Origin of the sequence: Microbacterium sp. SORGH_AS_1204 (genome assembly GCF_030818935.1) — a bacterium.
Classification (GTDB): domain Bacteria; phylum Actinomycetota; class Actinomycetes; order Actinomycetales; family Microbacteriaceae; genus Microbacterium.
The window spans coordinates 465,660-488,474 of the sequence record NZ_JAUTBD010000001.1; the positions used below are offsets into that span (position 1 = coordinate 465,660).

General features: G+C 69.7%; 17 protein-coding genes, 1 tRNA gene and 1 pseudogene. 11 read left to right on the top strand and 8 right to left on the bottom strand.

Annotated features, from left to right (window positions below; translation table 11 throughout):
• Positions 1-39: 39 nt before the first annotated feature.
• A complete protein-coding gene (locus tag QE410_RS02065) occupies positions 40-3,630 on the top strand; it encodes a glycoside hydrolase (protein WP_307327236.1) in 3,591 nt (1,196 codons plus the stop codon).
• Positions 3,631-3,755: 125 nt separating this feature from the next.
• The gene (locus tag QE410_RS02070; RefSeq protein ID WP_307327238.1) at positions 3,756-4,802 is read left to right on the top strand and encodes an NAD(P)-dependent alcohol dehydrogenase; all 1,047 of its coding nucleotides are present in this window, start codon (positions 3,756-3,758) and stop codon (positions 4,800-4,802) included.
• A gap of 459 nt (positions 4,803-5,261) precedes the next feature.
• Here the strand turns inward: QE410_RS02070 and pgm are convergent, their stop codons facing one another.
• On the bottom strand, positions 5,262-6,908 hold the full coding sequence (pgm, locus tag QE410_RS02075; RefSeq protein WP_307327240.1) for a phosphoglucomutase (alpha-D-glucose-1,6-bisphosphate-dependent): 1,647 nt from the start codon (positions 6,906-6,908) through the stop codon (positions 5,262-5,264).
• Positions 6,909-7,109: 201 nt separating this feature from the next.
• Here pgm and pheA point away from each other — a divergent pair, with 201 nt between their 5' ends.
• Positions 7,110-8,072, top strand: coding sequence for a prephenate dehydratase (pheA, locus tag QE410_RS02080; protein WP_307327242.1), 963 nt, complete (start codon positions 7,110-7,112; stop codon positions 8,070-8,072).
• A gap of 39 nt (positions 8,073-8,111) precedes the next feature.
• On the opposite strand, the gene QE410_RS02085 is transcribed toward pheA, so the two are convergent.
• Positions 8,112-9,170 carry an LLM class flavin-dependent oxidoreductase gene (locus QE410_RS02085; protein WP_307334303.1) on the bottom strand — a complete coding sequence of 353 codons (1,059 nt, stop codon included), beginning with the start codon at positions 9,168-9,170 and terminating at the stop codon, positions 8,112-8,114.
• An 86-nt stretch (positions 9,171-9,256) separates the two neighbouring features.
• On the opposite strand from QE410_RS02085, the gene QE410_RS02090 reads away from it, so the two are divergent.
• Both QE410_RS02090 and QE410_RS02095 read left to right on the top strand, forming a co-directional pair.
• Positions 9,257-9,535, top strand: a complete 279-nt coding sequence (locus QE410_RS02090) for a hypothetical protein (RefSeq protein ID WP_307327244.1) — start codon at positions 9,257-9,259, stop codon at positions 9,533-9,535.
• Between the two features lie 118 nt (positions 9,536-9,653).
• The gene (locus QE410_RS02095; RefSeq protein WP_307327247.1) at positions 9,654-10,082 is read left to right on the top strand and encodes an Asp23/Gls24 family envelope stress response protein; all 429 of its coding nucleotides are present in this window, start codon (positions 9,654-9,656) and stop codon (positions 10,080-10,082) included.
• Between the two features lie 101 nt (positions 10,083-10,183).
• On the opposite strand, the gene QE410_RS02100 is transcribed toward QE410_RS02095, so the two are convergent.
• The 3 genes from QE410_RS02100 to QE410_RS02110 form a co-directional block, all read right to left on the bottom strand.
• Positions 10,184-10,975, bottom strand: coding sequence for a nucleotidyltransferase domain-containing protein (locus tag QE410_RS02100; protein ID WP_307327250.1), 792 nt, complete (start codon positions 10,973-10,975; stop codon positions 10,184-10,186).
• Positions 10,976-11,014: 39 nt separating this feature from the next.
• Entirely contained in the window at positions 11,015-12,385 is a 1,371-nt protein-coding gene (locus QE410_RS02105; protein WP_307327252.1) for a deoxyribodipyrimidine photo-lyase, read from the bottom strand.
• A gap of 238 nt (positions 12,386-12,623) precedes the next feature.
• Entirely contained in the window at positions 12,624-13,913 is a 1,290-nt protein-coding gene (locus tag QE410_RS02110) for a diacylglycerol kinase family protein (protein WP_307327254.1), read from the bottom strand.
• Between the two features lie 176 nt (positions 13,914-14,089).
• Between QE410_RS02110 and serS the strand changes: the two genes are divergently transcribed.
• Both serS and QE410_RS02120 read left to right on the top strand, forming a co-directional pair.
• Positions 14,090-15,358 (top strand): serine--tRNA ligase, encoded by a 1,269-nt coding sequence (gene serS, locus QE410_RS02115; RefSeq protein ID WP_307327256.1) that lies wholly within the window; start codon positions 14,090-14,092, stop codon positions 15,356-15,358.
• The gene (locus QE410_RS02120) at positions 15,355-16,254 is read left to right on the top strand and encodes an HAD family hydrolase (protein ID WP_307327258.1); all 900 of its coding nucleotides are present in this window, start codon (positions 15,355-15,357) and stop codon (positions 16,252-16,254) included. The genes serS and QE410_RS02120 overlap by 4 nt, the downstream gene beginning before the upstream one ends.
• Before the next feature lie 230 nt (positions 16,255-16,484).
• Here the strand turns inward: QE410_RS02120 and QE410_RS02125 are convergent, their stop codons facing one another.
• Positions 16,485-17,735: a DUF2254 domain-containing protein gene (locus tag QE410_RS02125; RefSeq protein ID WP_307327260.1), complete on the bottom strand. Its 1,251-nt coding sequence runs from the start codon at positions 17,733-17,735 to the stop codon at positions 16,485-16,487.
• A gap of 205 nt (positions 17,736-17,940) precedes the next feature.
• Here QE410_RS02125 and QE410_RS02130 point away from each other — a divergent pair, with 205 nt between their 5' ends.
• From QE410_RS02130 to QE410_RS02145, 4 genes are all read left to right on the top strand, one after another.
• A complete protein-coding gene (locus tag QE410_RS02130; protein WP_307327263.1) occupies positions 17,941-18,735 on the top strand; it encodes a cohesin domain-containing protein in 795 nt (264 codons plus the stop codon).
• 41 nt (positions 18,736-18,776) lie between these two features.
• Complete coding sequence (locus QE410_RS02135; RefSeq protein WP_307327265.1) at positions 18,777-20,600, top strand: amidase family protein; 1,824 nt, start codon at positions 18,777-18,779, stop codon at positions 20,598-20,600.
• 103 nt (positions 20,601-20,703) lie between these two features.
• Positions 20,704-20,791, top strand: a tRNA-Ser gene (locus tag QE410_RS02140).
• Between the two features lie 379 nt (positions 20,792-21,170).
• On the top strand, positions 21,171-21,428 hold the full coding sequence (locus tag QE410_RS02145) for a hypothetical protein (RefSeq protein ID WP_307327267.1): 258 nt from the start codon (positions 21,171-21,173) through the stop codon (positions 21,426-21,428).
• Positions 21,429-21,503: 75 nt separating this feature from the next.
• Here QE410_RS02145 and QE410_RS17065 read toward each other — a convergent pair.
• Positions 21,504-22,043, bottom strand: a pseudogene (locus QE410_RS17065) (recombinase family protein); the annotation flags it as partial.
• On the bottom strand, positions 22,036-22,788 hold the full coding sequence (locus tag QE410_RS02150) for a site-specific DNA-methyltransferase (RefSeq protein ID WP_307327269.1): 753 nt from the start codon (positions 22,786-22,788) through the stop codon (positions 22,036-22,038). The pseudogene QE410_RS17065 and the gene QE410_RS02150, both read right to left, overlap by 8 nt.
• Positions 22,789-22,815 lie beyond the last annotated feature (27 nt).

Sequence of the window (22,815 nt, forward strand, 5' to 3'; positions counted from 1 at the left end):
ACATGAGGCCGCACCGGTGCGGCCGGATCGGAAATGACGATGAAGTCAGTTCGACTGCTGTCGATGACGTGCGCCGTGGCGTTGGCCGCCGGTGCCATCACCGCGACCGCCGCCGTGACGGCGTCCGATGAGACCCAGGCCGCCACGACGCCCGTCCGCGTCACGCCGAACCCCGCCACGGCGTCCGCGCCCTTTGAGGGCTGGGGGACCAGCCTGGTGTGGTTCGCCAACGCGACCGGCAATTACCCCGCCGACGTGCGGCAGAAGCTGTTCGACGCCGTCTTCGGCGAGGACGGGCTGAACCTCAACATCGCGCGCTACAACATCGGCGGCGGCAACGCGACCGACGTCCCGTCGTACCTCCGCCCGGGCGGTGCCGTCCCCGGCTTCTGGAACCCGAACCTGCCCGCGACCGACGCCCAGGGTGCGATCACCTCGACCTACGCCGACCGTGAGCGCTACAAAGCTGCGTGGAACCCCGACGACCCGACCCACTACGACTTCGACGCCGACTCCGCCCAGCGCTGGTGGATCGACGCGCTCAAGGACAAGGTCACCCACTGGGAGGCCTTCAGCAACTCCCCGCCGTACTTCCTCACGCAGAGCGGTTTCGTCTCGGGCGGGATCAACAACGCCACCAGCGAGCAGCTCGCCACCGCCGACATGGACAAGTTCGCCGGGTACCTGACCACCGTCGTCGACGAGCTCGAGAAAGAGCACGGCATCCAGTTCGACACGATCGACCCGTTCAACGAGCCGAACACGAACTACTGGTCGACGAACATCCCCGCGGGGCAGACGTGGCCCACCAGCGCCAGTCGGCAGGAGGGCGCACACATCGGCCCGCAGCGTCAGGACGAGATGATCAAGGCCCTCGCCGCGCGCCTCGCCGACCCCGACACGACGACCGACGCCGTGATCTCGGCGATGGACGAGACGAACCCCGGCATCTTCCAGACCAACTGGAACGCCTGGTCGACCGAGGCCAAGTCCGCCGTCGACCAACTGAACGTGCACACCTATGGCACGCAAGGCCGCCCGGTCGTCCGCGACATCGCCAAGGCCGCCGACAAGCCGCTGTGGATGAGCGAGGTCGAGGGCAACTGGACCCCCGGCAAGGGCTTCAACCCGGCCGACATCGGCAACGGGCTCGGGATGGCCGAGCACATCCAGGCCGATCTGCGCGAGCTCGAGCCCGACGCGTGGGTGTTCTGGCAGCCCGTCGAAGACCTCTACAACATGGAGAAGGTCGAGCAGCTCAACTGGGGCAGCGTCTTCATCGACTTCGACTGCAACGCCGAGGGCAAGTCCGAGCGCCGCATCAAAGACGGTGACGCCGACCCGTCGTGCAAGGTGCTGACGAACGAGAAGTACAACACCGTGCGCAACTTCACGCACTACATCAGGCCCGGCGACCACCTCATCGCGACCGACAACACGCAGTCCACCGCCGCGACGGATGCCGACGGCGACGGCGCGACCATCGTGCACGTCAACAGCGAGACCGCCGACCGCACCGTCGAGATCGACCTCAGCCGTTTCGGTTCCGTTGCCGCGGGCGCGACCGTCACCCCCGTGGTGACGACGCAGTCCACGCTCGAGAACCCCGCGGTCAACGCGCTGAAGCAGGGCGCGGCCGTCGCGGTGAACCCGGCCACCAAGACCGCCACCCTCACGGTTCCCGCGCGCTCGGTGACGACGTTCGTCATCGACGGCGTCTCGGGCGTCGCCGACACCGCCGCGAGCTTCCGTGACGGACAGTCGGTGCAGCTGCAGGGTCTGCAGAGCGGGCTCATGCTCGACGGTGGCGCCTCCCTGGCCATCCGCCCGGCGGCGACCACGGCCGAAGCGGCCAAGACGCAGACCTGGACCGTGCGCTCGCTCGAGGGTCAAGGAACGAACCGCCACCGCTTCACCCTCGAGAACGCCGCCGGCCAGTACCTCGGCGTCGCGAACGGAGGCACCGTGCTGGTCGACTCCGACCCCGCCGGGGCCGCCGCCGACCGCAACCTGCAGTGGATGGCATCCACCACCGACGGGACGCACTTTTCGGTGCTGAGTGTCGGCGGCGAGCGGGTGCTCGATGTCAACGGCGCCAGCTCGCAGCCGGAGACCCGCGTGGGCCTGTGGACCTCGAACGGCGGCGGCAACCAGTCGTGGCGCCTGCTGGGCACGGCCGTGCTCGGTGTCGAGCCCGTCGTCGTCAGCACCCCGGTGGGGACGGCGCCGACCCTGCCCGCCACCGTTGCTGCGCGCTACGCCAACCAGACGCTGCGTTCCGTGCCCGTGACCTGGGATCTCGCCGGTAAGGATTGGTCAAAGGCCGGGGCGGTCACCGTCCGCGGCACGGGAACCGACATGTTCGGCGCCCCGGTCGAGGCCACCGCGACCGTCGAGGTCGGCTCCTACACGGCGGCGCGACCGGCGTCCGTCACCGTCGCCGCCGGCACCTCCCTGGCCAGCGTGAAGGCGAACGCTCCGGCAGACGTGCAGGCCGAGGTGCGCGCCGACGGTTCCGGATTCTGGACCCCCGTCACCTGGACCTGGGGCGATCTCACCGACGCGTCGTTCGCCAAGGCCGGTACCGTGACCGTGAACGGCACTGCCACCGGTCCGGGCGGCGAGAAGCTCCCCGCGCGCCTGACGGTGATCGTGACCGATGCCGTCGAGCGCAACGTCGCACCGCAGAGCCGTCCGTCGGCCACATACACCGAGAGCGGCTATCCCGTCGACCGCACGATCAACGGTCAGAGCGCCGACAAGGGCTGGTCGAACTGGCGTTCGGGCACGAAGAACACGCAGGACACCCTGACCTACGCTCTCGCGAACGCCGAGACGGTTCAGCGCGTGGCGGTGCAGTTCTACCGCGACGGCGGGTCGTTGAGCTGGCCCGAGACCCTCCGGGTGGACTACCGCATCGCCGGGGGCACGTGGGTGCAGGGCGCGCTGCAGAGCGTCCCGGCGCCCGCGACCGGCGCCCCGAAGGTGGAGGTCACTCTCGGTGGCGTCGCCGCCGACGAGGTGCGGGTGGTGATGAACGCCCGGTCGCAGACGCACATGATCGTCTCCGAGGTGGAGATCTTCGCTGCGGCGCCGTCGCCGGCGGGAATCGCCGACCTCGCGCGACTGACCGTGGGTCCGAACCCGGTCGCCGGCTTCGACCCCGCGAAGACCGAGTACGCGGTGAGCGTGCCCGGCGACGCGTGGCCGACGGTCAACGCGCAGGCGGTCGATCAGGATGCCGTTGTGCGCATCACCCAACCCGCCGACGCCGGCGGAGTCGGCTCCGTGCGCGTGACCGCCCCCGACGGTGCGGAGCGCGTGTACACGGTCACCGTGACGCGTACGCCCGCGGCGACGGTCACGGCGACCGCTTCGTCGCGCTGCGTCGCCGGCAAGGTCATCGTGGCCATGACGGTGCAGAACGACGGCTCGGCGCGCGCCGACGTGCGGCTGGACAGCCCGTACGGGGCGAAGAGCCTCGGCGCCGTCGACCCGGGCAAGCGCGTGTCGACCACGTTGACCACGCGCCAGACGTCGATCCCCGCGGGGACGGCCACGGTCACCGCGACCGTGAACGGCGCGGCTTCGACGACCTCGGTCGCGATCCCGGCGGCGACCTGCAAGTAGAACGGTGCCGGAGGGGGCGGCGACGTGTGTTCGCCGCCCCCTCCGGCATCCGTCAAGGGGGCCTTCGGTCGACCACCCCGGGGGAAGATGGATGCATCCGCATCGACCCCCCACCGAGGAGAACCATGCACGTCAACGCCTACGCGGCGTCGTCCGCGACCTCACCCCTCGAGCCCACGACCATCGAGCGCCGCGACGTCGGCCCGAAGGACGTCCTCATCGACATCGCTTACGCCGGCATCTGCCACTCCGACATCCACACCATCCGCGGCGAGTGGGGCGAGGTGCCCTACCCCCTGACCGTCGGCCACGAGATCGTCGGCACCGTCGCCGAGGTCGGCTCGGACGTCACGAAGCACAAGGTCGGCGACCGCGTCGGCGTCGGCTGCATGGTCAACTCGTGCCGGGAGTGCGAGAACTGCCAGGCGGGCGAGGAGCAGTACTGCCTGAAGGGCAACATCGGCACGTACGGCGCGAAAGATGTCGACGGCACCATCACGCAGGGCGGGTACAGCGAGAAGGTCGTCGTCGACGAGGACTTCGTGCTGCGCGTTCCCGAAGCGATCCCCTACGACAAGGCCGCCCCGCTGCTGTGCGCCGGCATCACCACGTACTCGCCGCTGCACCACTGGAACGCCGGCCCCGGCAAGAAGGTCGCCGTCGTGGGTCTCGGTGGTCTCGGCCACATGGCTGTGAAAATCGCACACGCCATGGGCGCCGAGGTCACCGTGCTGTCGCAGACGCTCAGCAAGAAGGACGACGGCCTGAAGATGGGCGCCGACCACTACTACGCCACGAAGGACGAAGAGACCTTCAAGGCGCTGAAAAACACCTTCGACCTCATCGTCAACACCGTCAGCGCCCCGCTCGAGCTCAAGCAGTACCTGGGTCTGCTCGCCCGCAACGGCACGATGGTCAACGTCGGCGCCCCGCCGGAGCCGCTGCCCATCGAGGTGTTCACGCTGTTCGCGAACCGCCGCTCGTTCGCAGGCTCGGGCATCGGCGGCATCCAGGAGACCCAGGAGATGCTCGACTTCTGCGCCGAGCACGGCATCGCCCCCGAGACGGAGCTCATCTCGGCCGACAAGATCAACGAGGCGTACGAGCGCGTGCTGAACAGCGACGTGCGCTACCGCTTCGTCATCGACGCGAAGACCTTCGCCCCCGCCTGACTCACGGATGCCACGGCCCCGACGTTCTGCTGAGCGCCGGGGCCGCGGCATCCCGTCGCCCTCTTCGCGATAAACGCTGTTTCGTGTGAGACACGCCGTGTGGTGCCGTGTCTGACTCGGCGCGGCGTTTATCGCGGGGTGGGGGCGGTCGCCGCGCGACGGCCGCGATGCGGCTGCTTCTCACGCTCCGCGCCCGGATGCCTCGAACCCATCGCTGCGTGCCGTCGCGGCCGTGGCACCCCGCGCCTTCATCGCGGATAAACGCTCTGGTGAGCGAGACACGCTGTGAGACGCCCTGTCTGGCGCGAGAGGGCGTTTCTCGTGAGTGCTTGCCCCAAGCCCCCGCCCCTGTGCTCGCGAAGGCGGCGCCGCCCGCACGAGGGCTTGCCCAAGCGACCCGCCCCTGTGCACGCGAAAGCGGCGCCGCCGGTGAAAGGCGACGCCGCTTCGACGAGGGCGTTACGCCTGGCCGAGCGCGGCCGAGACCACCGCGCGGGCCTCCTCCTGCACCTCGCGCAGGTGGTCCTCGCCGCGGAGCGACTCGGCGTACAGCTTGTAGACGTCTTCGGTGCCCGAGGGGCGGGCGGCGAACCAGGCCGATTCGGTCTGTACCTTAAGGCCGCCGATCGCCGCACCGTTGCCGGGCGCGTGCGACAGCTTCGCCGTGATCGTCTCGCCGGCGAGCTCGGTGGCGCTCACGGCATCCGGAGACAGCTTCGACAGCGCCGACTTCTGCGCGGGCGTGGCCGCGGCGTCGACGCGCTGGTACGCCGAAGCACCGAACTGCGCCTCGAGCTCGGCGTAGCGCTGCGACGGCGTCTTGCCGGTGACGGCGAGGATCTCGGCCGCGAGCAGGCAGAGCAGGATGCCGTCTTTGTCGGTCGTCCACACGGTGCCGTCTTTGCGCAGGAACGACGCACCGGCCGACTCCTCGCCGCCGAAGGCCACCGAGCCGTCGAGCAGGCCGGGGACGAACCACTTGAAGCCGACGGGGACTTCGAGCAGCGTCTTGTCGAGCGAGGCGGCGACGCGATCGATGATCATCGACGACACCAGCGTCTTGCCCACGGCGGCATCGGTCGGCCAGCCCGGACGGTGAGAGAACAGGTAGTCGATCGCGACGGCCAGGTAGTGGTTGGGGTTCATCAGCCCCGCGTCGGGGGTGACGATGCCGTGGCGGTCGGCGTCGGCGTCGTTGCCGGTGAGGATGTCGTAGTCGGCGCGGGCGGCGACCAGCGAGGCCATGGCCGACGGAGACGACGGATCCATGCGGATCTTCTCGTCCCAGTCGAGCGTCATGAACTTCCACGTCGGGTCGACCTCGGGGTTCACGACGGTGAGGTCGAGGCCGTACACCTCGGCGATCAGGGCCCAGTACTCCACTGACGCTCCGCCCAGCGGGTCGGCGCCGATGCGCACGCCTGCGTTCTTGATGGCGTCCACGTCGATGATGGATGCCAGATCGCGCACGTACGCGTCGCGGAAGTCGTACTGGCCGAGGTTCTCGAGGTCGATGTCGGCGTGCGGCGTGCGCTTGACGCCCTCGAGGCCGGCGGTGATGAGTTCGTTGGCGCGATCGGCGATCCACCCGGTGGCGTCGGTGTCGGCGGGGCCGCCGTGCGGCGGGTTGTACTTGAACCCGCCGTCGCGCGGCGGGTTGTGCGAGGGGGTCACGACGATGCCGTCGGCGCGGCCGGGGTCGTCGAGCGCGCGGCCCTTGTTGTACGCGAGGATCGCGTGGCTGAGTGCCGGGGTGGGCACCCAGGCGTCGCGCGCGTCGACCCGCACGTCGACGCCGTTCGCGACGAGCACCTCGATGGCGCTGCGCTCGGCCGGCAGCGACAGGCCGTGGGTGTCGCGACCGAGGAAGAGGGGGCCGGTGATGCCCTGCTCCGCGCGGTAATCGACGATGGCCTGCGTGGTGGCGAGGATGTGGTCTTCGTTGAAGCTGGTGCTCAGCGACGAACCGCGGTGGCCGCTCGTGCCGAAGGCGACGCGCTGCTCGGGCACCGCGGCATCCGGCTTGCGGTCGTAATACGCGGCGATCAATTCGTCGATGTCGATGAGATCGGATGCCTCTGCGGGCTGTCCTGCGCGACTGCTCATGCGCCCAGTCTGCACGCTCCCTCCGACATGCGCACACGCCTCGTCGCGATCGGCGACAATACGTCTGCTCTCGGGATCGATCGCGCGGCGGGCGCCGGCCACGGTGAGCACCGAGAGAGCCGCGCGCGCGGGGGAGGGTGCTGCGCGGCGGTGCGACCGGCGTGGCGACGGCATCGCCGTGCGGCGGACTAGGCTGAGCCGGTGCTGCCCGACACAGACCTCGCCCTCGCCCGCCGCACCTACAGCTACCTCGGTCCCGCCGGCACCTTCACCGAGGCGGCGCTCGCGCAGGTCCCCGAGGCGCGCGATCAGATCTGGCGGCCCGTCCGTAACGTCGGCGAAGCGCTGGCCGACGTCGTCGAAGGGCGTTCGGATGCCGCGATGATCGCGATCGAGAACTCGGTCGACGGTGGCGTCTCCACTGCGCAGGACGCCCTGGCCACCGTGCCGGGACTGCGTATCGTCGGCGAGTATCTCGTGCCGGTCAACTTCGTGCTCGTCGGGCGACCGGGGGTCCGGCTCGCCGACGTCTCGCTCGTCGCCGCGCACCCCGTCGCGTACGGACAGTGTCTCGGCTGGCTGAGCAAGAACCTGCCCGCTCATGCGCACCTGCCGGCCGAGAGCAACGTCGCGAGCGCTCTCGGCGTGCTTGACGGCACGAGCGCCGCGGATGCCGCGATCGCGGCGCCCGGCATCGTGGCTCACCACGACGTGGAGGTGTTGGCCGAGAACATCGGTGACAACCCGAATGCCGTCACGCGGTTCGTGCTCGTCAGCCGCACCGTCGCTCCCGCGCCGCCCACCGGGGCCGATAAGACCTCGCTCATCGTCGAGCTCCCCGAAGACCACCCCGGTGCGCTGCTCGAACTGCTCGAGCAGTTCGCCACGCGTGGCATCAACCTGAGCCTCTTGGCATCCCGCCCCATCGGCGACGCCCTGGGCCGGTATCGCTTCGTCATCGACGCCGACGGGCACGTGCTCGACGAGCGTATGGCCGATGCGTTGCTGGGTCTTCGCCGGTTCAGCCCGAAGGTCATCTTCCTCGGGTCGTACGCGCGCGCCGACCGTGCGATCGTGCGCTACCCGCAGCGCTACAGCGACGACGTCTTCGTCGAGGCGCGCGACTGGCTCCGCGGTCTGCTCAGCGGCGAGCCCGAGGCCTGACGCGCCGTCACTCGCGCAAGGCGGAGACGTCGCTGCCGATCAGGCCGCCACGGCCGCCGGCGTCGCGATGAGCTCGAGCGTCTGCGCGCGTCCGGCGGCGGTGTCGAGCGACTCGCCGTCGTAGGCGCCCGCGACGGGCGAGACCATGATCTCGTCGACGCCGTGCTGCGCGGCGAAGGCGGCGAGCTGACCCTGCACGTCCGCACCCGTGCCGACGAACCACTTCTGACGCGACGCCGCCATGATCGACTCGGCCAGGGCGTCGAACGGGTCGGCCTGGGCCTGCTCGACGGTCTCGAGAGGCACCAGCGGCTTGTTCGTGCGCAGTCGCGCCATCATGCGCAGCTGCGGGAGGGCACGCTCCTCGGCCTCTTCCGCGGTGGGGGCGGCGACGACGTTGGCAGTGACGAAGGTGCGGGGCCCGTCTCCGGACTCGTTCGGAACGAACTGATCACGGTAGAGGCGGAGGGCGTGTTCCAGCCCCTCCCCGGCGAAGTGGTTCGCGAAGACGTACGGCAGGCCGAAACTCGCGGCGAGCTGGGCGGAGTAGTCGCTCGAGCCCAGCAGCCACACCTGCGGCATCCCGGATGCCGAGGGGGTCGCCTTCACCTGATACTCGGTGCCCGAGGTGAAACGCACGGTCGCACCGTCGGGCGAGGTGAGCGCCATGATGTCGGTCACGTGATCAGGGAACCGCGAGACATCGCTCGTGGTGCCCGAACGGTTCAGCAGCTGCGTGATGACCGGGTCGCTGCCGGGCGCGCGGCCGATGCCCAGGTCGATGCGGCCCGGAGCCAGCGCCTCGAGGGCGGCGAACTGCTCCGCGACGATCAGGGGCGAGTGATTCGGCAGCATCACGCCGCCCGAGCCCACCCGGATACGAGACGTGCGCGCGGCGGCTGCGGCGATGAGCACCGGCGGTGCCGTCGAGGCGACGGCGGGCATGTTGTGGTGCTCCGCGAACCAGTAGCGCCGGTAGCCCAAATGCTCTGCGCGCTCCACGAGATCGAGGGACGCGGCGACGGCGTGTGCGCTGTTCTGGCCGCTGCGTACGGGGACGAGATCGAGGACGGAGAGCGAGGGAGTCACTCTCACCAGAACGTCCGTAGCGTCTCGCGTATTCCGCGCTCGCCGCGGGCGCAACCCCTTCGGTCGTGCACCGCCTCGGCCCCTACCGTGCCGGCATGAGCGACACGCAGACGATGGTGCGCACGCAGATCGCCATCGATGATCACGCATATTTCCTGGCTCAGGGGCAGGACATCGAGAAGCTGCAGGCACGCATCGAGGATGCCGTCCGCGCGGGCGGACGTTTCGAGCGGTTCGTCGTCGTCGGCAATCGGCAGATGTCGGTGCTGTTCACCGCGGCCTCTCGCGTGGCCTTCTCGATCGAGACGGTGCAGTACGACGCACGCGACACCGGCGACGAGGACCAACCCTTCGGCGGCTTCTTCGACGACTGATCCCCTCACCCATCTTCAGCGTTCTCTCAGCTGGAAGCCGTGACGAATGGATCGGTGGCCGCGTCTCCTCTATGACATCGCGGGACACACGGTCCCGGTACGACGGAAGGAAGCGCACATGGCTGAGAACACCACCACCACCGCCACCCCCACCACCGCCACGAAGGACGGCGGCTCGACCGTCATCGTCGACGCCGTCGTCGCCAAGGTCGCCGGCATCGCCGCGGCCGAGGTACCCGGCGTCCACGCCCTCGGTGGCGGCGCCGCCCGCGTGATCGGCAACATCCGTCAGGCCGTGGGCGCCAAGGATCACGCGCAGGGTGTGAGCGTCGAGGTCGGCGAGACCGAGGTCGCCGCCGACATCGCGATCCAGGTCGACTACCCCGAGCAGCTCCAGCGCGTGGCCGCGAACGTCCGCGCAGCGGTGCACCAGGCCATCACCGAGCTCGTGGGCATGAAGGTCGCCGAGATCAACGTGACCGTGGTGGACGTGTTCATCCCGGGTGACGACGACGAAGACGACGCCGACGCGCAGCGCGTCAACTGACAACCGTCGCAGAGGGGCGTCACCGCGAGGTGGCGCCCCTCTCGCTTGTACGTCCCGACGCCACAGGGCCGACGACCGACCTGGCGACACGGCCCGGTGGATCAGACGCGACCCAGCTCGTCGCGGAAGTACGCGTCGGCGAGACGGCGCGTGATCGCGGCATCCTTCTCCGGCGGCGCGTCCTCGAAGTGGCTCGCCTCCTGCAATTGCGTCGTGACGAAACGGTCGAGCACCGTCGGGGGTTCGCCTTCGCCGAGCTCTCGTGTGCGCGCCTTCACCGCGATCAGTTCTTGCGCGGCGTCGCGGACGTCTTCGCCGACATCGCCCTCGTCGAGCAGTCGCGGGAGGTCCATGGGCGGCACCACGGCATCCGGATGCGTCGCGAGCCAGCGGAGCGCGGCCGCCGGTCGCAACGCGTAGAAGAAGCGCTTCAGGGTCGCCGTGCCCGCTCGTTGCTGATGGGCGACGTGGAGGTAGTGGCGTCCGATGGTGCCGCGCTCGACCACGGCGTCGGCCAGCGACAGCAGCCGATCGCGGAAACCCCCGTCGCCGGTGTAGACGATGGGGGAGTTCAGCCACTCGATCGCCGTGGCGTTGCCCTTGACGATCAGGGCGACGGTCTTGGCGAGATCCCAGCCGTTGACGTCGAACGTTTTGTCGAGCGGGGTCTCGATGACGTCGCGCTCGGGCCAGAGCGAGAGGTAGCTCTGGGTGCGGCGCACGAAGAGGAAGCGGCAGTCGTAGTCGCTGTCGGGCGAGGGGAAGCCCCAGGCGCGGCTCCCGCTCTCGATCGCCCACGGGATGCGCACGCGATGGTCGTGCGCGACCGAGGCCAGGCGGCGGTCGATCTCGGCGACGACGGTCGGATCCAGCGAAGGCGGGATGGCACGCATCGCACGACGATAGCGGCACGGGCTCCCCGGGGCGAGCGATCAGCCCCCGTGCCGCACGTGCGCGTACGCGTCGAGCGCGCGCTTGCGGGTCTCGCCGAGATCCACCATGGGCTCGGGCGCATCGTCGCCGAGGAATTCCGACGCCCACTCGCGCACGTACTCGTCGTGCGCGTCGAACTTCTTGCGCTGCGTCTCGGGGTTGAAGACGCGGAAGTAGGGCGCGGCATCCGCCCCCGATCCTGCGACCCACTGCCAATTGAACGGATTGCTCGCGGCATCCGCATCGACGAGGCAGTCCCAGAACCACTGCTCGCCATGGCGCCAGTCGATCAGCAGGTTCTTGATGAGGAAGGATGCCGTGACCATGCGCACGCGGTTGTGCATCACGCCGGTTTTCCACAGCTGACGCATGCCGGCGTCGACGACGGCGACGCCGGTCTCGCCCCGCTGCCAGGTCTCGAGGTGCGCGCGGTTGAGTGTCGGCCACGGGAAATCGTCGAAGTTGCGCCGCCAGTTCACCGTCGCGATGTCGGGGGAGTGGTAGGTCACGTGCCACGCGAACTCGCGCCAGACGATCTCCGACAGGAAGCCGCTCGCGCTCTTCGCGTGCTCGCCCGACCCCTTGTGTTCCACCGTGTCGTGCCACACCTGGTACGGGCTGAGCTCGCCCCACCGCAGGCGCGGGGAGAGGTTCGAGGTGGCGCCCCCGGCGAACTCGTCGCGGTATTTCGAGTAGTCGCCCAGGTCGTCGTCGAGGAACTCCTTCAGCCGCGCCTTCGCCGCGGGTTCGCCCGGCTCCCACGTCTCGCGCAGACCCCCGGCCCAGTCGGGTTTCGTCGGCAGCAGGTCCCACGCGCCGAGGTCGTCGCCATCGACGCTCCCGTCGAAGCCGGGGATCTTGCGCGCCTCGGGCATCGGCGGACGCGGTGCGGGGAGTTTTTGCACGGCGCGCGAGAACGGGCTGTACACGCCGTACGGCTTGTCGGACTGCGTCCGCACCGTCCAGGGCTCGTACAGCAGGTTGGCGGCGAACGACGCGACGGTCACCCCGTCGTCGCGCAGCTTCCCCTTGATGCCGGCGTCGATCTCGCGCTCGACGCCGCCGTAACGGCGGTTCCAGAACACCGCGCCGGCGCCCACCTCTTCGACCACGGCCGGTACGACCTCCGCCGCCTTACCGCGCCGAAGCAACAGCGCCGCACCGCGTTCTTCGAGGCGTTCGCCGAGGGATGCCAGCGCCCCGTGCAGCCACCACCGCGCGGCCCCGCCGATCAGGCGCACCCCGTCGGACTCCTCGTCGAGCACATACAGCGCCACGATCGGCTCGTCGCGGTCGAGCGCCGCCCGGAGGGCCGGGTTGTCGGTCAGGCGCAGGTCGTCACGGAACCACACGATCGAAGGCGATGGCATTCCTCGACGCTATCCACCTCGGCATCCGGCTCGGCGGGCTTGACACCCGCCCGCGTCCTGCGCGCCACGCTCCGAGTGGGGCCCGCCGCGTCATGGACCGGCGAGATCACCTGACGTCGTCGAGGCCACGCGTCATGGCGCGTGCACTCGGCGAGATCACGTGACCCGGCGCTCCGCCGCGCGTCGGGCCTGCGAGATCACGTGACCTGGCGCTCCCCCGAGCGTCGGGCCCGTGAGGTCACAGAGACGAGACGTCGTGGCCCTTCGGCAGCGCGACGGCCAGGCCGCCGGAGACGATGCGCGTGTAGACACGCGTCGCCTCCCCGAATTCGTCGCCGTCGAGCTCGATGGGCTGGGCGGGAGCGGTGGCCAGCTCGATGCCCGTTCCGCGCAGATACCGCACCGAGGTGTCTTTCCGACGCTCGAGCACGCGGCGGCCCGCGCGGAACTTCCGCAGCACCGAGTTGTCCCACACGATGCTCCGCCAGACGCCCAGCCAGCCCAGCACGCCCGTCGGCTGCAGCACGGCCACGTCGAGGCGCCCGTCGGCGATCGAGGCGTCGGGGATCAACGCCACACCGCCCTGCAGAGAACCGCAGTTCGCGAAGAGGACGCTCTGCACCTTGGCCGAGTGCAGGCGGTGACCGTCGAGTTGGTACATCACCCGGAACGGCTTCGCGCCGACGAGGGACCGGGCGGCGCCGTCGACGTAGGCGACCCAGCCGACCTGCTTCTTCAGGTCGTCGCGCGTGTTCTGGATCATCGCGGCGTCCAGGCCGATACCGGCCATGACCGAGAACCCGTGCTCCTCGATCTCGCCATCGGCGCGACGGATGCGGGCGATGCCGGTGTCGATGGGGTGGACGTCGCCCTCGAAGGTCGCGCGGATCATCGCGTCGGTGTCGGTCAACGGCAGGTTCAGGTTGCGGGCGAGAAGATTGCCCGTGCCACTGGGCACGATGGTCAGCGGCACACCGGTGGAGGTCAGCGCCTCGGCCACGGCGCGGACGGTCCCGTCGCCGCCGGCCACGAGCACGGCATCCACTTTCTCGTCGAGCGCGGCGCGCGTGGCGTCGTCGCCGAGGTCGTCGACGGTCGTCTCGTAGAAGAGGGGCTCGGCCCAGCCGGCCCCGGCGGCGAGCTCGGCCACGCGGGCTCGCAGCGTCTCGGGCTCGACCTTCGTGGGGTTGTAGACGAGGGCGGCGCGCTTCTTCTGCGTGTCGTCCGCATCCATCGGGGTCTCATCTCCCTCGGCGTCGACGCGTTGCGCCTTGCCGGGGAGGTCTTCCGAGGTGTCGGGGGAGACGTCTTCGGGCTGGTGGATGACGTCGTCGGGCTCGGCCGCTTCTTTGGGGTCGGGGGCGTCCTTGCGGGGACGATCGCCGACGTCGTCGCCCAGGCGCGCAGCGTGGAAGTCGTCGCTCGAACCGTCGGCCGCCGCGGCATCCGCCTTCACCTCTGCGGGGGCGTCGGCGGGGGTCTTATCGGGGGATTCCGCGTCGTCACGCGGTTCGTCAGGGGCGGCCATGGCATCCACCATAGGACCGCGATCCGCGCCGCAACCGGCCGTAAGGACGGGGTTGACGTGGGGGATGCCGTGGGCCCATGCGCCGGACGGACCCGGTCCGTCGTTCCGTGTCCCTCGCCCGAGGCGTCGCCGGCAGCCGACAGGACGATGTCGGGTGCCGACCCTAGGATGGACGCGTGATCGACCTGACTCTGCTGCGTGAAGATCCCGAGCTCGTGAAGCGCTCCCAGATCGCTCGCGGGGAGTCGCCGGACTCGGTGGACGACGCCCTCGCCGCCGACCGCGACCGCCGCGCCGCCATCACCGCGTTCGAAGAACTGCGCGCGGCGCAGAACGCGCATGGCAAGCGCGTCGCGCAGGCGCCGAAAGACGCCAAGGCCGCACTGGTGGCCGAGGCCAAGCACCTCAGCGAGCAGGTCAAGGCCGCCCAACACGCCGCGAACGAGGCGGAGGCGGCCGCCGAGGCCGCACTGGCGAAGATCGAGAACATCGTGATCGCGGGCGTGCCGGCCGGCGGCGAAGAGAACTTCGTCACCCTCCGCACACATGGCGAGATCCCCACCTACGACTTCGAACCGCGCGACCACCTCGAGATCGGCGAGAAGCTCGGCGCCATCGACATGGAGCGCGGCACCAAGGTGTCGGGCAGCCGCTTCTACTTCCTCACCGGCATCGGTGCGCGCCTCGAACTCGCGCTGATGACCCTGGCCCTCGACCGCGCGCTGCAGGCCGGGTTCACGCCGATGATCCCCCCGACGCTCGTGCGCCCCGAGGTCATGCGCGGCACGGGCTTCCTCGGGCAGCACGCCGACGAGATCTACCACCTGCCCAAAGAAGATCTCTACCTGGTGGGCACGAGCGAGGTCCCCCTCGCCGGCTATCACATGGACGAGATCCTCGATTTCGAGCGGGGCGCCAAGCGCTACGCCGGGTGGTCCACGTGCTACCGCAGCGAGGCGGGCTCGTACGGCAAAGACACCCGCGGCATCATCCGCGTGCACCAGTTCAACAAGCTCGAGATGTTCGTCTACACCGATCCCGCCGATGCCGAGGCCGAACACGATCGCCTCGTCGCGATGCAAGAGGGGATGCTGCAAGACCTGGGGCTGGCCTACCGCGTGATCGACGTGGCCGCGGGCGACCTGGGCTCCAGCGCCGCGCGCAAGTTCGACATCGAGGCCTGGGTCCCCACGCAAGACGCCTACCGCGAGCTCACGAGCACGTCGAACTGCACGACCTACCAGGCGCGCCGCCTCGACACCCGCTTCCGCCCCGCCGACGGCGGCAAGACGCAGCCCGTCGCGACGCTGAACGGCACCCTCGCCACGACGCGCTGGATCGTGGCACTGCTCGAGACGCACCAGCGCGCCGACGGATCGGTCACGGTGCCCGAGGTGCTGCGACCGTACCTGGGCGGGCTCGAGGTCATGGAGCCGATCGCATGACCGACGAGGCCGCTCTTCCCGACACCGGTGCCCTCGAGAGCGCGCCGAAGCAGGAGGCGGCCGACACGGTCGCCGCGCTGGCCGACGACGCCCCCGTCGGCCGCATGCTGATCGCCCTCGACATCGACGGGACCGTCCTCCTCGAAGACGACACGCTCAGCCCCGGCGTCGTCGAAGCGGTGGCGCATGCCGGCGAGGCGGGCCACGAGGTGATGCTCGCCACCGGCCGCAGCTGGGACAGCACCCACACGATCATGAGTCGTCTCGGCATCCGTCCGGAGTACGCGGTGTGCTCCAACGGCGCGGTGATCATGCGCCGCGTGGGCGGCGAGACCTCCGATGCCTACGAGCGCGCGCACGTCGAGACCTTCGACCCCACCGAGGTTCTGACCCTGCTCGGGGAGCACCTGGCCGGGGCGCACTTCCTCGTCGAACTGCCCGACGGCACCCGGCTGTTCACGGATTACCTCGACGACTGGAACCTCGTCGGCGCCAACAAGGTGTCGTTCGAGCGCCTGTCGGATCAGCCGGTGTGCCGCGTCGTCGTCGTCGCCCCCGAGCAGACCGACCAGGACTTCCTGCAGCTGGTGGAACGCATCGGTCTCAGCCAGGTGTCGTACGCCATCGGCTGGACGGCGTGGCTCGACATCGCACCGCAGGGCGTCGACAAATCGACCGCGCTCGAGCGCGTGCGCGCGTGGCTCGACATCGCGCCCGAGCGGGTTCTGGTGATGGGCGACGGCCGCAACGACATCGAGATGATGCAGTGGTCCGTGCGCAACGGTGGTCGCGCGATCGCGATGCACCAGGGGCCTCCCGAGGTGCACGAAGCGGCGGGCGAGGTGGGGCTGTCGGTGACCGAGGGCGGTGTCGCCGCCGCGCTCCGCGCCCTCTGAGCCGCGTCCCGCGACTGCTCGCCGTCGACATCACAGCCCTGCGACGGTTCCCGGCCGACGTCCCACCCCGCCGCCGTGCACGACGGCGGGTGTAGTCGACGACACGCCGAGGCCGACAGCGAGTACGCGGCGTGTTCCCGCCTCGTTCTGCCGTTGTGTCCGCGGCACGTGACAGCGCGGTACCGGAGTCGATTCTCCGGCGTTGTGCGGTCGTCGACCTCGCGGCCTCCCTATCGCCCCCAGGCCTCCCGCACCGCCGCCCGCAGCATCCGTCCATCAGCCCGGTCGAGCGCGCGTCGGCTTCGCTCGTACGCCGCGCGCGCGGCATCCCGGAACACCGCCGCCTGGGCGGGGGCGGATGCCGCGAGCGAGGCGAGGCACTTCTGCAGCCGCACCTGCACCTCGACGTCGGCTGCGCCATCGCGGGCCAGCGGGCGGAAGGCGTCGTCGACGAGGTCGACGAGTGCGGGCGCCGCGACGAAGACGCGCTCGTGCTCGATGTCGGCTGTCGCGCTGACGGCGAGGCCGCGGGCGAACACCCGCTGCAGCGCGGCGATGACCTCGATGGCGGTGCCCGGATCGTTCGTCGCGGCCGACAGTGCGCGGCTGCCGATCTCTGTGAGGGCGATCACCCCGAAGCGCGGGTCCTGTTCGTAGGTGCGGTGATTCTCGATGCGGAAGGCGCGACGGATGCCGGCTCGCACGTCGTCATCGACGTCTCCTGCGACCGCGGCGAGCGGAACGCGGGCGTCGGCGATGCGACCGGGCGTTGCGCGGACGTGCACCTCGATGCCGTATCGGTGCGCGAGGCGGTCGAGTCCGGCGACGTCGACGTGCGTGACGTAGCCCACCTCGACGGCGTGGACCGCGGTGGCCCCCGCGGGCACGACGCTCGCCGGCCGTGCTCCGAGCGTCGGCGACTCGGCATACACCTCGAACGACAGCGTCGCGGCCTTCTCGACACGGTCGATGACGTCGGCCATGCGTCCGAACGTCGACAGGTGAGAGATCCAGCGCAGCAGCGTGAACACGACGATGGCGATTACGACCAGGGTGGCCACAAAGAGGATGGTGCGCCCGCGCGGTTCGTAGTATCCGGTCGAAAGGGCGACGATACCGACCAGCGAGAAGGTGAACGCGCCGATGAAGGTGGAGACCGCGTTCTGCGACGTCGGGTCGGCGATGAGCAGGGGTGTCGAGCGGGGTGTGGCGGTCGTGGTGGCGGAGGAGAAGGCCGTGACCATGGCAGTGACCGAGAAGGTGCTGACGGTGAGCATCGCCGTGGCGATGATCTGCAGCAACGAGCCGACGGAGTTCTGCGCCAGATCGATCCCGAATTCGAACGGCAGCACCGGGCCGAGATAGTTCGCCGCCAGCGCGACGACGACGGCGATGAGCGTGAAGACCGCGGCCCGCACCCACACCTGTCTGCCCAGGCGGAGGAAGAAGGATGCCAGGGAGCTGCGCGTGGTGGTTGCCATTCCGTCGACGCTATCCGGTCGTCGGTGTCGCAGCCCGGGGCTGGACGGCCCCGCGCGCCGCGGTCTGGGACACGTCGGCGAAACGTCGCGCAACTTGTCGGACATGTCGCACTGCCAGGGTCGGACCGTCCCCTTCGATCGGATGCCGAGAGGCCCCCCGCGGCTGACGATCGTTCTCGTCTCACCCGAGGAGCCCCCACTGCGCATGTCCACCGTCACCCCCACCTCCCGATCGAGGATGCGCCGCTTCGGCGCCTCCCTCGTCGCGGGCCTCGCCCTCTTCGGCCCGCTCGCCCTCGCCCCCGCGGCGCACGCGGCCGCACCGACCGCGACTCTCACGCTCGAGGTCGCTCCCACGACCCCCACCGAGGGTGACACGGTCGTCGTGACCGTCCGCGGATCCGGCGTGACCGACCTGTACGCCTACGACCTCGTCTTGTCGGTCGACGATTCCCTGCTCGAGCCCACCGGCGACAACGCGACCGGGCCGGACGGCGGATTTACGTCCGCCGTCGCCACGTCGGGCGATGTGACCGTGAGTCACACCCGCCTCGGGACATCTCCCGGCCTGTCGAGTGCCGACCCCCTCGTGCTCGCCAGCGTGCCCCTGCGCACACTCGCCCCCGGCGCGGCCCGCATCGAGCTGTCGGCGGTGCGCCTGGTCTCGTCGACGGGCGAGGCGACGACGCTCGGCTCCGGAGCCTCCGCTTCGCTTCCCATCGGCGCCCCGACGACACCGACACCCGTCCCCACGGCATCCGCGTCGCCCACGCCGACACCCACCCCCACGGCATCCGCGACGCCTACGTCGACCTCCACCCCGACGGCATCCGCGTCGCCGACGCCCACCGCCTCGGCATCCCCCACGCCCGGTGCATCGGGCCTCGCGACGACCGGTGTCGACGCCGCCGTCTGGATGACCTCCGGGGCCGTCGGTATCGCTCTCGTGGCCGCCGGGACCCTGTTCGTCGCCCGTCGCCGCCAGGGGGTGCGCGAATGAACGCCCGAGTCTCATCCGTTTCGTCTCGTGAAGGATCCGTCATGACCCCCCTGTCCCGACGTGCTCTCGCCGTCGCGGCCGCTCTCGGCGTCGTCGCGGCCGGTTCGGTGGTCGCACCCGCGGCCGCCACGGCGGCCCCGGCGCCGGCACCCGCCGCGGCCCCCTTCCTCGCGCCGTACTACACCGAGCTCGACCGCACCGGCGACGAGCAGGTCACCGCGGCCGATCTCGGGGTGCTCGCCGCCGAGATCGGCCTCACGTCCGACGACGCCGGATGGACGGATGCCGCGGCCTCCGACCTCGACGGCGACGGTGCCGTCACGGCATCCGATCTCGCACTGTTGTCGCAGCGGGTGATCTACGACGACGGTCCCTTCCAGCTCGTCGAGGCCGACACCGTGTCGATGCAGGCGGCCATGAACGCGGGCGTGATCACCTCGGTGTCGCTCACGCAGCAGTACCTCGACCGCATCGCCGCGTACGACACGGTCGTGCGGCAGGAGGGCGGCCGCCCGCTGAACTCGATCATCACCACCAGCGACGTGGCGTTGACGGCGGCGGCCGAGGCAGACGCCATCCGCGCCGAGAAGGGCATGACCAGCATGCTCCTCGGCATCCCGGTCGCGCTGAAAGACAACTACAACACCGTCGACATGCCGACCACCGCCGGGTGCGGTTGCTGGAACGACAACCAGACGACGACGGATGCCACCATGGTCGCCGGCCTGCGCGCCGACGGCGCCGTGATCGTGGCCAAGGCTTCGATGGACGAGTTCGCCATCAACCTGTCGTCGCAGTGGTCGGCCTATCAGCCCGCGGGGACGGCGCTGACCGTCTCGAGCCCGTACGACACGACCAAGACGTCGGGGGGTTCCAGCGGTGGCACGGGTGCGGCGATCGCCGCGAACCTCGCGGGCCTCGGTTTCGGCACCGACACCGGCGGCTCGATCCGCATCCCGTCGACGTACAACCAGCTCGTCGGCGTGCGCCCGACGGTCGGTCTCGCCAGCCGCAACGGGATCGTGCCGCTCGCGCTGTCGCAGGACACCGGTGGCCCCATGGCCCGTTCGGTGCTCGATGCGGCGGTCGCGCTCGACGCCGTCGTCGGTCAGGACCCGGCGGATCCGATCACGGCACGGCAGGAGGGCAAGGTTCCCGAGACGTACACCTCGTACCTCGACGCGGAATCCCTCGCCGGTACGAGGATCGGCTACATCGCGTCGATGCTCGGCACGAACCCGATCACGCAACGGCTCTTCACGCAGGCGCGGGCGTCGCTCGAAGCGCGCGGCGCGACCGTCGTGGAGGTGGCCGCGCCCGAGGGATTTGACAAGATCGTCGGTGAGGGCAGCGGCAGTGGCCCCGAGTTCAACCACGACCTGAGTGACTACATCGCCTCTCACCTCAACCCGGCGGTGGCGACGCGCAGTCTGCTCGAGATCTCGACGTCGCCGAACATCGTGCCCGGTCGCGCGGAGAGCCCGTACGGTTCACGCGCGGCGGTCACGGAGGAGGCCTACCAGGCGTGGGCGGGACCGCAGGGCACGCACACCCTGCAGCTGGCCCGGGGCAAGCAGATCATGACCGCGCTGATGGATGACCAGGAGCTGGATGCCGTGATCTACCCGAGCGGCAACCCGTACTCGACCATCGGCACCAACATGCGTCTGAGCCCGAACACCGGGCTGCCCGCGGTCACCGTGCCGATGGGGCAGGGCGTGGCGGGAGAGGCGTCGACCGGGGGAGTGAACCTCGAGTTCCTCGGGCGCGATTTCGCCGAGGGTCCGCTCATCGGGCTCGCCTACGCGTTCGAGCAGGCGACGCACGCGCGCACGACACCGGCGGCTTACGGCCCGCTCGGCTGATGCGCGTGCATGGCGGCGGCTCCGGGTCTTCGCGCCCGGAGCCGCCGTCGGGCCAATGCGCGTGCGACCCCCGGCTTCCGCCTCGGTAGACTCGGGGCGTCCGGGAGGGTTGTCCGAGCGGCCGATGGACCTGGTCTTGAAAACCAGTGGGCAGCAATGTCCCGTGGGTTCGAATCCCACACCCTCCGCCAAATGTGCGTTATTCGAACCCCGCCCAAATGAAAGTTCGGGCGGGGTTTGCGCATATTCGCCGCTGTCCGCAGTCTGCATGCGGAGGAGCACCGCAGAAGGGCTCCAACGACGCTCTGGACGGTTCCCCCACTCTCGGACCGGCACAAGCGCTCCGTCCGTTCCTGTGGCGCTCTGTGCGGCGTCCTGTTGAGTCGGAACCGGGACTACTGCCATCTCCCGCGCTTCGACAGCCAGGGTCGAATCTTTGGAAAGCAGGCCCGCGAACAGTTCCTGGACTTCGGCGTCCTCGACCGAGCCGTCCTGGCCGATGAATAGCTTCGTGAACAGCCCCTGATTGAGTAGCCGCCGCTCGGCAGGGATGGCGTTGACGTACTGCTCGTGGCAGAGGCGAGCGACTTCCAGTGCGCGTTCAAGCTGGTCGTCCAGCTGCTCCAACGCTTGTTCGGACGAAGCGATCTGATGCTCGGCGGCATCGGCCTCGCGGGTGATCCGGTCCGTCTCGCTCTTCAGGATGTCCAGGGGCACGGCACCCGCGTAGTGCGCCTTCATGAGTGCGGCTTGTTCGTTCTTCAGCGCCGCGTGGCGGCGTCGCGCCTCACCGAGCGTGAAGCGCGCGTCGGCCTGGCCGTTCGCTAGCTCCTCGCGCACGACGTGGCGGACCTCTTCGATGCGCTTCGGCGTGAAGTGTAGGCGAAGGTAGAAGTCCTCGACGCCCTTCTCCACTGCCTCCACGCTGACGTACTTCCTCGTGCAGTGCGCGGCCTTGGCGCGCCGTCCGAGGCAGAAGAAGTAGTCGTAGTACGCGCCCAGCTTTCCCTTGTTGCGGGTGAAGACCAGACGGTTGCCGCACTCGCCGCAGTAGATCGTGCCTTTGAGGTAGTGCGGGTGGCGGCGATCCTTTTCACCGGCGGAGTTGTGCGCGGCGAGTACGTCCTGCACCCGAAGCCACAACTCCCTCGGAATCAGCGACGGGTGCGAGCCCTCGTAGAACGCCACCTCATAAACGACGATGCCGACGTAATACGGGTGCGCCAGGAGACGGTGGAGCGTTGAGACGGTGATGGGCCGCGCGGGCCGGTTGTATCCGCCTCGATTCACGAGCCCCCGTGCTTCCAGCGCCGCACACAGGTTCTGAAGGCTCCAGTTGCCGGTGGCGTACTCCTCGAAGGCCCAGCGGATGTGCGGTGCGCGCTGCTCGTCGATCTCGACCCAGCGGATGTCCGCGCGCCCTTCCTTGCGCTGCCTATTCACGTACCCGAGCGGAGCTTGGGCAGGGGTCCCACCCTCCTTCAGCTTCGTCGTAATGCCCTTGCGTACTTCGCTCGCCAGGTTGTTGGAGTACTACCAGGCCCCGTCGCCACGGCGTGCCGCATCGTGCGCAGATGCCTTCAGGGCAGCCCGCGCGAACGCATTGCTCGGCGAGGGTGACCGGGAAGGTGGCGTGGTGGTCCCCCTTCCAGGCGCTGACCGCAATCGTCCAGACGTCACCGGGGTTGGCTCCGAGATCGTGTCCGACTGTGCCGAGTGCCCGGTTGCGCTTGAGGCCGTCCCCGCGATCACCGTGCTTTCCCTGCCACGTGTCTGGACCGGTGCGTCCGGGGAGTGCATCCCGTCGCTTCGGCGGCCGCGTGAGGTGTGGACGACGGACGGCGTCGAGGTCGAAGAAATACTGCGGCGACTTGGTGAAGACGTAGACGACTTCCCATTGATTGCGGAGACGGTCGCTGACCGCGGTCGGAAGACCGTTCGGCTTCGCCCAGACGACCTTGTTCCGTAGTACCCAGCCGGATTCGACCATTGCAATCGCGAGCCGTTCCGGCCCGAGTAGGAGGCTCTTCTTGGGAGCACCGTTGCCGGGGGTTCGAGAGTAGCTGTCGCCGACGTTGAGCCAGAGCGTCCCCGAGGGCTTCAGAACATCCTTCAGCGGCTCAACGACGCGGAGCATGTTGTCGACCCAGCCCTGAACGTTCGCCTCGTTACCGAGCTGATCGGCCATGCCGTAGAGTCGCGCAGCGCGTTGGCG